Source organism: Psychromonas sp. Urea-02u-13 (genome assembly GCF_002835995.1).
Taxonomy (GTDB): Bacteria; Pseudomonadota; Gammaproteobacteria; order Enterobacterales; family Psychromonadaceae; genus Psychromonas.
In genome coordinates this window covers 25,042-36,044 of the sequence record NZ_PJBZ01000078.1, presented here as the reverse complement: position 1 = coordinate 36,044, position 11,003 = coordinate 25,042, and the positions used below count along the sequence as shown (strand labels likewise).

General features: G+C 36.1%; 9 protein-coding genes. 4 read left to right on the top strand and 5 right to left on the bottom strand.

All coding sequences use genetic code 11. From position 1 onward, the window contains the following. Positions 1-209: 209 nt before the first annotated feature. The gene (locus CXF74_RS15565; RefSeq protein ID WP_101083452.1) at positions 210-1,325 is read left to right on the top strand and encodes a hypothetical protein; all 1,116 of its coding nucleotides are present in this window, start codon (positions 210-212) and stop codon (positions 1,323-1,325) included. A 291-nt stretch (positions 1,326-1,616) separates the two neighbouring features. On the opposite strand, the gene CXF74_RS15560 is transcribed toward CXF74_RS15565, so the two are convergent. After that, a complete protein-coding gene (locus CXF74_RS15560; RefSeq protein WP_198552875.1) occupies positions 1,617-3,464 on the bottom strand; it encodes a DUF3413 domain-containing protein in 1,848 nt (615 codons plus the stop codon). A 53-nt stretch (positions 3,465-3,517) separates the two neighbouring features. Between CXF74_RS15560 and CXF74_RS15555 the strand changes: the two genes are divergently transcribed. Next, positions 3,518-4,477: a glycosyltransferase family 9 protein gene (locus tag CXF74_RS15555; RefSeq protein WP_101083451.1), complete on the top strand. Its 960-nt coding sequence runs from the start codon at positions 3,518-3,520 to the stop codon at positions 4,475-4,477. Between the two features lie 105 nt (positions 4,478-4,582). Here the strand turns inward: CXF74_RS15555 and CXF74_RS15550 are convergent, their stop codons facing one another. Genes CXF74_RS15550 through CXF74_RS15540 form a run of 3 tightly spaced genes read right to left on the bottom strand, consistent with a single transcriptional unit; the run spans position 4,583 to position 7,479 of the window. Next, positions 4,583-5,635, bottom strand: a complete 1,053-nt coding sequence (locus CXF74_RS15550) for a glycosyltransferase family 4 protein (RefSeq protein ID WP_101083450.1) — start codon at positions 5,633-5,635, stop codon at positions 4,583-4,585. A gap of 3 nt (positions 5,636-5,638) precedes the next feature. After that, entirely contained in the window at positions 5,639-6,409 is a 771-nt protein-coding gene (locus CXF74_RS15545; RefSeq protein ID WP_101083449.1) for a glycosyltransferase family 2 protein, read from the bottom strand. Continuing rightward, the gene (locus CXF74_RS15540) at positions 6,406-7,479 is read right to left on the bottom strand and encodes a glycosyltransferase family 9 protein (RefSeq protein ID WP_101083448.1); all 1,074 of its coding nucleotides are present in this window, start codon (positions 7,477-7,479) and stop codon (positions 6,406-6,408) included. Before CXF74_RS15540 ends, CXF74_RS15545 begins: the two co-directional genes overlap by 4 nt. Positions 7,480-7,582: 103 nt before the next feature. Between CXF74_RS15540 and CXF74_RS15535 the strand changes: the two genes are divergently transcribed. Continuing rightward, positions 7,583-8,284: a 3-deoxy-D-manno-octulosonic acid kinase gene (locus CXF74_RS15535; RefSeq protein ID WP_101083447.1), complete on the top strand. Its 702-nt coding sequence runs from the start codon at positions 7,583-7,585 to the stop codon at positions 8,282-8,284. Positions 8,285-8,333: 49 nt separating this feature from the next. Here CXF74_RS15535 and pgi read toward each other — a convergent pair whose 3' ends face one another. Beyond that, the gene (pgi, locus tag CXF74_RS15530) at positions 8,334-9,986 is read right to left on the bottom strand and encodes a glucose-6-phosphate isomerase (RefSeq protein WP_101083446.1); all 1,653 of its coding nucleotides are present in this window, start codon (positions 9,984-9,986) and stop codon (positions 8,334-8,336) included. 195 nt (positions 9,987-10,181) lie between these two features. Here pgi and ubiE point away from each other — a divergent pair, with 195 nt between their 5' ends. Then, positions 10,182-10,937: a bifunctional demethylmenaquinone methyltransferase/2-methoxy-6-polyprenyl-1,4-benzoquinol methylase UbiE gene (gene ubiE, locus CXF74_RS15525; protein ID WP_101083445.1), complete on the top strand. Its 756-nt coding sequence runs from the start codon at positions 10,182-10,184 to the stop codon at positions 10,935-10,937. Positions 10,938-11,003 lie beyond the last annotated feature (66 nt).

Below are 11,003 nucleotides of genomic sequence, written 5' to 3'. Positions count from 1 at the left end.
AAAAGATGCCTGAAGTTTACCAAAACCAGCCAAGGTAGTTGTCGCGAACCGGTCAAGTTAATTGTCGCCTAATAATCTAGATACTTTATCTTTAAGAATGGTATTTATGTAATATTGATAGGTGTGTAACTCGTAAATAAAGGTATAAGCAAGAATAAAAAAGGATATAATTTAAATTATACACATTTAAAACTAGGTTACGGTGAGTAATGTTTACGAATAAAAATATAGTTGTTGGTGATCCAAGTAATAGCTTTACTGAATTATATGTAGATATGTTAATTAATAAATGCGACTTTAATCCAAACGATATCGTCTTTATTTCGTTAAAAAATATTATTGAGCACCCACTTAAAAAATATAGTGTTGATACCTACTTGTATAATGAATGTGATGTGGAGGGAGTAAGTAAATGTAAAACACTTACGTTTATATCTATCAATAAATCAAATGGATTTTTTATAAAAAAATTATTTGATTATACTGATTCTTTTATCGATAAAACTTATATTCATTTAACAGATGATGAAGTTGCTAGATGGCTAAGTACTACTACTGAGTTCGGTACACTTCGTCCCACAAAATCTAATAATGTAGATGAAAATGTTATTGATGTATTAAGTAAAGTAAAGAATTTTATTGCACCTGAAGCTTATTTCAAAGAAAAAGTCGAATTAATTCTTAAAAGAGATGATTTAAAATTTATTGATGGTCGAGATGCATTTAAATCTCTACCATCGAGTTTATGGGATACTTTTGAAACCTTATATAGGGATCCTACAAAATATACAGCGCCAGAAAAAAGTATTTTCATTGGAGCTAAAAGAGGAGTTTTTTCCTTAACAGAAGTGGTTTCGATCATCAAATGTTTAAAGAAAGAAAAAGTATTTCCAAATTTTAAGTGCCTTATCTTTACTTATAAGAAGAAGAGATATTTTCGTGTTATGTTAGACCTATATTTGAGTTATTTACGTCATGTTCAAGGCTGTAATATCGATGTATCGTACCCTACCGCTACAAATGCCATTACTTATAATGCACTGATTATGTCGTGTTCCCATCTAATTATTCAAGGTCGTGGTAGCATGTCTACTGCTAGAAGTTACCTGAGCATGGGCAGAGGTGTTGTACATGTAAAGGAATCATCTCCTAATTTTTTTGAATTAACGGATGCCGAAGGCATTAATATTGGACGTTATAATTCTTTTCAAAACTTAGCAAAAAACATTAAAAGTGAGGTGGTAAATGTGAATAGAAACAAAGAAATAATGCTTTCCAGATTTGAACAAAAATATAATAATTTAAAAGAAATTTACAAATGTTAATTTTTTTGCTTAATTGAAGTGCATAATAACTAAGTAGCCACAGTGATACCCTAGCCTATTCTACGGAGCAGTTGACTTCGCATGTTATTCAGATTTTTGTCCAGCTGTAGATAATATTTGTTGTGATACCCAATACTGATACCACTTCTGAATAGTATAATCTTACCACTGATTAACGCTCCCGTTTTAAATTCACAGGTATAAGTTCTGTATTCATGCTCACCTCTATAGTCTTATCCAAAATTAAAGTATCCAGTTCAATTAGACCTGAATACCTCATTTTTCTATTCTCTACTTACTAAATCGACTAATCTGATCTAATGCTTCTTGTAGATGCTGATAATTCAATTGAGCATCTTTGATTGGTCGATTGGTTTTATCTAACAATTGGTATTGACCTGTTGCACCTATCTCTAAAATGGACTCTTTTTCTATGATCGCATAACCACTATAGCTGGAAGATATAATCCAATTACGCTCTACAGACTTGCTAAGTAAGTCTTCACCAACCGAATAATCTTTAATATCATTAGTTACACCTAAGTAATTTTTCATTAAAGTTGGTACTACATCTTGGTGGCTAGTTAAATCATTCTCAGCCCAATCTAGCATTTGACCATTGATTTTTGGCCCAAAAATAGCAAATGGTACATTCACCTGAGGCTTGGTGAAATTACTATTGTGTCCCCAGAAATTCTGGCGGTTATCATTTATTTCTTGCCCGTGGTCACCTGTGATAATTACTAACGTATTAGCTAAATCCCCTGTTTCTTTTAATTTATCTAGCACCTGTTTAGCTACACTATCTACAAAGCTAACACTGGTCTTATAGCGATTTAAAAATAGAGTGGGGTCACTATCGTTATTTAACTTTAAATAATTAATTTCATCTAGCATTGGTTCATAGCGGTGGGGGTAATCTTTAGGAAAGTCATAACCATGAGGAGCATCATAAAATAAAAATGAAAAAGCGGGCTTAGACGTATCACGCTTGCTGTACCACTCCAACCAATCTTTCGTTAAGTCTTTATCTAGCTCTGATGGCCAATTCCCCTCCGATTTAATACGTAAATTAGGAATGTTTTTAAATACAGTTTGATTAAATTCAGGCTTCTCTAATTGAGCAGCTGCAAATATCCCCATCTCGTAATCTAATTCTTGTAAACGATCAATTAAGAGAGGTGACTTTTGATTAGCCAAAAAAGCATGCCAATAAGTACCAGGGATACCATAAAACAGACCAAAAATACCCGTTCGAGTCGCATTACCAGTGGCGATATGATTATTAAAGATTACGCCAGATTGAGCGTACTCCCACATATTCGGTGTATTTTCTGCATTAAATGTATCTGCACGCCAAGAGTCGATAACTAAAAACATGATATTAATTGGTTTATCAACGACTTCTTTCTGTAATGGATTAAGTGGATAACTTAAATCACTTTTATGACTCATCTTCATTGAATCTTGGCGAGCAATCGCCTCTGCATCAATCCAACCATACTTTTTCATCATGCTTGTTGATGTTGCAGGATAAAATACCGGCAGATAGCGTTTGACGGTTGTCACAGGTCGGTATGCATTAGCAGCCGCCCATATATGAATCCCATGAGTAGATAGCAATGTAAAAAAGGTAATAATCGCGAATTTACGGCCCAATTTATATTGGGTCAGAGCAGCAGGACTCTCTAACCAAGCGATTAACACGTACTGACTAACTACTAGCGTAATAACAACCCCAATAACCATCAACCAAGTTGTTAATGGAAAACTCACTACTTGGCCTGATAACACTAATTCGAGTACTACTGCATTAATATGAAACCGGTATTGTGCAAATACGAATGTATCAATAAATAAAACTGCGAGACCCAATGAAGCGACCAAAGCTTGACTACCATAGCGCAGTTTTTTATTCTTAATAAAAAGAGCAGGAAAGGCAACTAAGCCTACAATACTAGCAAGTAAGACCATTTGGCTGAATGTGCCTGAAAGTAGAAAACTCAGCCCTAAAATATCGGTTGGAATTTCAGGTAAAAAAGTGAAATATCGTGTAGCAATAGCCATAGCAATGATACTATTGATTAAAATAAACCAGCCATGGCTATGAGTTTTTTGTTTTAATGTCAGAGTTTGCAAAATAATTTATCCACTATTGTTTGGTTTAATGTACGGTGTAAAGGAAAATAACAATGAAAATCGCAGTATTTATCCCAAGTAGGCCACATTTTGGCAATATTCTAACCCAGCTACCTTTTTTATGCGCGTTACAAAAAGAATATCCAAATGCTGAAATAGAAATATGGTCAAAGTTTGAACAAAGCAAAGTATTGCTGACAGTTGATATATCTAAAACACTCATTAACTATAAAAAATTTAGTTTTTTTCAATTAGTTAATGCACTTAACGAAAGAAAATATGATGTCATTTACAATTTATATTCAGGCTCAGATAAAGTGCACGCAGCAATAGGGTTAAGTAATGTAAAAGTGACCTTTGGACATAGTAATAAAAAAATACATAAACACTGCTATCAAAAACATATACAAATTAGCAAAGGGTTTCAGTATATCGCAAATAGCCATTTAGCCTTATTAAATTCCATTAAGAGCACAGATTACACCCCTGACATTATTCGCTCATTGGCAACAAAATCTAGCGTAAAAAATAAAACAGAATTAACACTATTACCTGGTGGCGGCGCGGGTGAGTATAAGCGCTGGCATTTAGATAAATACTTAGCAACGGCTGAGTCTATTGCACAAAGCAATGCAACGTTAACCTCGATTAATTGGATTCTAGGACCCGATGAAGCGCATTATAAACACAGTATTCCTAGTCATATAGTTAATATTCCTGTCCGGTTGCATCAGAGCCCTAATATTTTCCAATTAATAGATATAGCAGAATTATCCGTACTATCCATTGCCAATGACTGCGGGCCCACACATATTTTCCAAATGTTAATGGTTCCACTGATCACTTTATGGGGCTGGAAAGATGAAAAATTATCTCCATATAATACAATGACAGAATGGTTTTATTCTCATGAAAATTCATGGGCGGTTGTTCCTAATGAAAATGAAAAATGTATTAACGCGATTACTGTTGATAAAGTAAGCTCATTGGCATTAGCTCAAATTAATCGATAATAACCAAATAGTGAACAATCGAACATTATGTCGGTCTAGCCCTGTTTATTCTTCTAAATGGCATTTTCCTCTCTTATTGGGAAAATACTATTTCAACGAAATAAATTACTTTCTAACCTGGATCATCTTATTGATAACATTTTCGTAAACTTCACGGTAACTAATACTGGTTGTGACAATATCAAACTGCTGTAATTTGACTTGGCCACCAGCAATTAACTTTTTACGTAATTCAGGTTGCTGATAAACAGCTAAAATGGCATCAGCTAACTGCTTGGCATCATTTGCTTCAATTAATAAGCCAGACTGTTGGTCGTCAATAATATCGGGAATACCACCAGCATTAGTACCAATGACAGGTAAACCTGCAACCATAGCTTCTAAAATAACAGAGCCTAAACCTTCACTATGCGACGGATGAATCAATAAATCTGTAGCTGTAAACCAATCCCCCATATTCGTTTGTTTACCCATAAAGCTAACATTACTCATACCTTCAGCTTGTTTAACTAAGCTTTCTCGCTGAGGGCCATCACCTAAGAAAATCAGCTGAATTTCTGGTGCCATTTTTTCTAATAATTTAGCCGCTTCAATGCCGACTTCATGACCTTTATGTTTAAGCAAGTTCGCCGCATGAATTACTTTAAACTTACCTGAAAAGCGTTTTTTCAACTGCTCAACAGTACTTGTATCAGATAAATAACTGACAGGTGAGCTGGGGATTTTATAAGTAGTTATCTGAGGGTAGCTCTTTTGTATTTCTGCCACAATTGCACGACTTAAACCAACCACAGCGCTAGCAGACGAGTAAGCTTTAACCGCTAACCATTTGCGTTTGAGTGGGTTATCAATACGGCGTGTCACAATGTAAGGAATATTAAATAAAGCTTTTTGTAACCAAGCCCAATAAATTGCACGGCCTTCATGTACATGTACTAAATCACAATTATCAGTTACTGATTTTTTGTGCGCTAAAGTAAAATGTGAGGCTAATACTAACGTCACTGGCAATTTTTTTATTTCATCAAAAAAAGGGCTTTTAGGGTTTGCAACAACAGTTATCCGGTAACCCTCTTTGACTTGCTGCTTAATGAGCTGCAAAGTTTGACGCTCACCGCCACTAAGACCCGAAGCTAAGTTTACATGACAGATATGCATTAGTTATTTACCCCCTTTGTTATATTCTCTTAACCAAAGGTCTGCATAACGCGTAAAGACTACATTCGCACTTAACAACGCCAGTAATAGGCCATGTCGACCATCTAAAAAGCCTCTTTTGATTAGGTACATTTTAATAAACCTAAAGAAAGCATGGCTAACCGCTTTAGTCATTGAAGACTTTTTCTTACCTTCTCGCTGTTCTACCCAGGCTGAAATATATAGCGTCGTTTTATTGATGTATTGAGATAAATTATCAAAAGTATAATGCAGTAAGTCGCCTTTTAATTTACCTACTTTTAAATTCTGGGGAACCGCTACTTGCTCATGGACTAATGCATCATTATATGTAGCTTTTTCTCTTGGATATAAACGTAATACCCAGTCCGGATTCCAGCCTGAATAGCGAATAAATTTACCAAATGCTTTGCTTAAACGATTAATTTTATAACACTGATCTTGGCCATTATCCACAGCCTTCAATATTTGAGCTTTTAATGTTTCAGTAACACGCTCATCAGCATCAAGTGCTAATACCCAGGTGCTATCCATATAAGATTGTGCGATTTGACGTTGCTTACCAAACCCAGGCCAATCATTATGTGAGTAAAATTTATCAGTATATTTTGCAGCAATCTCAGCAGTGTCATCAGTACTGCCTGAATCAACGATAACAATTTCATCAACCCAGTCTTTTACACTGTCTAAACAAGCAGCTAAATGTGCACTTTCATTTTTAACTATCATTAATACACCAATGCTATTCTTTTTCATCTGTTAACCTTGTCTAGTTCTTGTAAATCTAACTGTGCAGAAACCTGTTTGAACTTCTTAATCACTTGCTCACTGGTAATGCGGTTCATCGCTACCTCATCTTTAACGCGTGCACGCCATGACTGTTCTGACAGTTTTTTCCCCGTTTCATCTTCGATTGCTTCTTGGTAAGCACTTACAACAAAATCGCGATAGTTATATGGCCCTGTGCGCTGTGGATTATGATGGGCATATAGACCAATCACAGGTGTATCCACTGCAACCGCCATATGAGCAGGACCAGTATCAGGTGCGATGACTAACTTAGCTTGCTGTATTAGAGCTAGCATCTCCTTTAGTGAGCTTTTACCTACCAAGTTAACTGCTTTATCTCCCGTTAACTGAGTAATTTGTTCCGCTAACTCAATCTCAATAGGTGCAGGGCTGCCCGCTAAAATCACCTGTAAACCTTGCTGATGTAAGTACTCAATGACTTCTGCATAACCTTTAGCATGCCAATTTTTAAACGCTTTACTTGCTGCAGGTACTATCACTACTGTTTGCTTGGTATTTATCTGTTTTTCAGCCCATTCAATCGCTTCGTTTTTGATTGGGATATTCCACTTCAGTGGTCGCTCTTTAATGCCTAACTCTAAAGCAAACGCTTTAAAGCCATCTAATACATGTGGTGAGCTTGGTGAAGGGACTTTATGATTAATAAACCAAGACTGCATATCACTACTGCGTTGTAGATCAAATCCTAAACGGTATTTAGCTTTAATACCTAAGCTAACAATACTTGCTCGTAGTGCACTTTGCATATGTAATAAAGCATCAAACTGCCGTCCTTTTAAAAGTTTCCAAATTTCAAGGTAGCCTTTAAAACCATTTTGTTTATCAAAAGTGATCACTTCAATATCAGGTAGGTCACCAAGCAGTTGCGCTTCTAATTTCCCCATGATCCAAGTAATTTTAGTTTCTGGCCATTGCTGTTGAATAGACTGTACAACAGAGACTGCATTACAAGCATCGCCTATCGCAGAAAGTCGTAATATACAGATAGAGTTAGGAGCACTAGAAAATATGGACATAAACGGTGAATCACCTTTGTAGCTAAGGGTTGAGTAGAATGAATTATGCAACTTAAGTCGCTTAATGTAAAATAGCTTTCAAACTGATTATAAAGAGCTTTATATGCAAATCATTCAAGATAAACAGCAATGTATTTACTTTGATGAAAACTTATTAACAGAGCCTGCTGAACAGGTCTTCGATGCAGATTATTGGCAACAAAAGCAAAAAATTATAGGTTCTGCGCAAGGTCGAGGCACTACTTGGTTTGTACAATTAGCAAATATTGAAGGTGCTTTACGCCATTATCGTCGTGGTGGTTTGTTTGGCAAACTAATTAGCGATAGCTATTTTTTGACCACCTGGCAAAAAACTCGTAGCATTGCCGAGTTCCAACTATTAACTGAGCTTCATAACTGTGGTGTACATGTTCCCCGCCCAATTGCAGCTAGAGCAGTAAAAATAGGATTAACCTATCAAGCAGACCTACTTAGTGAAAAAATACCCGATGCTCAAGACTTAGTTGACATACTACAAACAAAGTCACTGTCTGCCGAGCAATATCAAGAGGTCGGTAAACAGATAAAGAAGATGCATTCATTACAGGTAAACCACACCGACTTAAATATTCATAATATCTTAATCGATAAAGTCAGTAAGGTTTGGATTATCGACTTTGATAAGTGTTGCAAGCAAACGGGTGAAAATTGGAAAGCAGCTAATTTAGCTCGCTTAAAGCGCTCTTTTTTTAAAGAAGTTAAAAAACGACATATTCAATGGAATGAATCAGATTGGCAATACTTGGTAACAGGCTATCAAGCATAAAAAACCGCTTATATAAAGCGGCTAATATTTAGTTTTTCAAAGTAGCTAATTACTTCCAAGCTTTCCAAGCATTAATCAAACCGTTAGTAGAGCTATCATGTGCATCCACTTTATCTGCGGTATTAAGCGCAGGTAGAATTTGACCTGCTAGTTGCTTGCCTAATTCTACGCCCCACTGATCAAAACTGTATAAGTTCCAGATAACGCCCTGTGTGAATATTTTCTGTTCATACATTGCAATTAACTGACCTAATGTTTTAGGCGTGATTTTATTAACCAGAATTGAGTTGGTTGGTTTGTTACCTTCAAACACTTTGAATGGCACTAAATGCTCAACTTCTTCCAATGTTTTACCAGCAGCGATAAATTCAGCTTCTACTTGCTCTTTAGTTTTACCAAACGCTAATGCTTGTGTTTGCGCAAAGAAGTTTGAAAGTAGTTTAGTGTGATGATCGCCAACGGGGTTATGGCTGATTGCTGGAGCAATAAAGTCACATGGAATCAGTTTAGTACCCTGATGAACCAATTGATAAAAGGCATGTTGACCATTTGTTCCTGGCTCACCCCAAATAATTGGGCCAGTTTGGTAATCAATCGGGTCGCCATTGCGGTCTACATTTTTCCCGTTTGACTCCATATTCCCTTGTTGGAAATAAGCAGGGAAACGGTGCATGTATTGGTCATATGGCAAAATAGCTTCAGATTCAGCGCCATGGAAGTTGTTATACCAAATGCCGATGACCGCTAAAATAACTGGGATATTATCTTTAAATTCAGTTTCTGCGAAATGATTATCCATCTCGTGAGCACCTTCAAGCAACTCCTCGAAATTATCGTAACCTATCGTTAATGCGATAGATAAACCGATTGCAGACCAAATTGAGTAACGTCCGCCTACCCAATCCCAAAATTCAAACATGTTTTCAACATCGATGCCAAAATCACTAACAGACTGTGCGTTGGTTGAAAGTGCAGCAAAATGCTCTGCAATATGTTTTTCATCTTTAGCAAAGCTCAAGAACCATTCACGTGCACTGTGTGCATTAGTCATTGTTTCTTGGGTAGTAAAGGTTTTAGAGGCGATTAAGAATAATGTTGTTTCAGGGTCTACTTTTGCTAGAGTTTCAACAATATGAGTCGCATCAACGTTTGATACAAAGTGAGTTTGAATACCCTCTACTTTGTAAGCGCCTAAAGCTTCAGTCACCATGTAAGGACCAAGATCAGAGCCACCAATACCGATGTTTACAATATCAGTAATCGCTTTGCCCGTATAACCTTTCCATTCACCTGAATGCACTTTTGAGCAAAAAGCTTTCATTTGCGCCAGTACTTTATTAATTTGTGGCATGACATCAATACCATCAACAATCACAGGTGTATTACTTTGGTTACGTAGCGCGGTATGCAGAACGGCGCGCCCTTCTGTTACATTAATGGTTTCACCAGAGAACTGTGCTTTGATAGCACCTTGTAAGTCCATCTCTTCGGCTAAGGTCAATAACGTGTTAAAAATTTCATCGGTAATTAAGTTTTTCGAGAAGTCGATCAACAAATCTTTATTAAGCGTGCGAGAAAATTGCTCAAAGCGATTCTCATCTTGAGAAAATAATGATGACATTTGCATGTCTGAGTTATTAGCAAATAAGTGCTGTAATTCAGACCAAGCTTTTGTTTGCGTAGGGTTAATGTTTTTTAACATGACAAAATTCCAAATTAAGAGTTCACAAATGATTGTTTAATCATTACAAAAAAATTATCTTTAATCTATCAATTTTAACGATACTGTTATTGATTTGCTGTAACAAAAAGTAACATTGATCAAGCTTTCGATTTTCTTCTAAAAAATTGTTACTATGCAGGTAAATTTAAGCACTCACTTTAAAAAGAGATTCCCATGAGCGAAAAACAAGAAAACACGACCCATTTTGGCTTTAAAACAGTAGAAGAAGATAAAAAAGTTGAATTAGTTGCAGATGTTTTTCACTCCGTTGCTGCAAAATACGATGTAATGAACGATGTTTTATCAATGGGAATCCACCGTGTTTGGAAGCGTTTCACTATTGATTGTTCTGGTATTCGAAAAGGACAAAAAGTATTAGATTTAGCCGGTGGTACTGGCGATTTAACCGCTAAGTTTTCACGCATCGTAGGCCAAGAGGGCCATGTTGTATTAGCGGATATCAATGATTCAATGTTAAAAGTGGGTCGCAGTAAATTACGCGACTTAGGCATTGAAGGTAACGTTGAATATGTTCAAGCGAACGCTGAAGAATTACCTTTCCCAGATAATCATTTTGATTTAGTAACCATCGCTTTTGGTTTACGTAACGTAACCGATAAAGATAAAGCGTTGGCTTCTATCTACCGTGTATTAAAACCAGGTGGTCGCTTATTAGTGTTAGAGTTTTCTAAACCTATCTACAAACCTGTTAGTAAATTTTACGATTTTTACTCATTCAATATTTTACCTAAATTAGGTAAGTTAATTGCCAATGATAGTGAAAGTTATCAATACCTTGCTGAAAGTATTCGCATGCACCCAGACCAAGAGACATTAAAACAGATGATGGCGGATGTGGGTTTTGAAGGCACTGAGTTCTTTAACTTAAGCGCCGGTATTGTTGCCTTACATCGTGGTTATAAATACTAATAACGCTATCGCGCTATGTAATATTTTTTAGTTAAAAAATACTTACTAAAACGACTAAACAGCGCT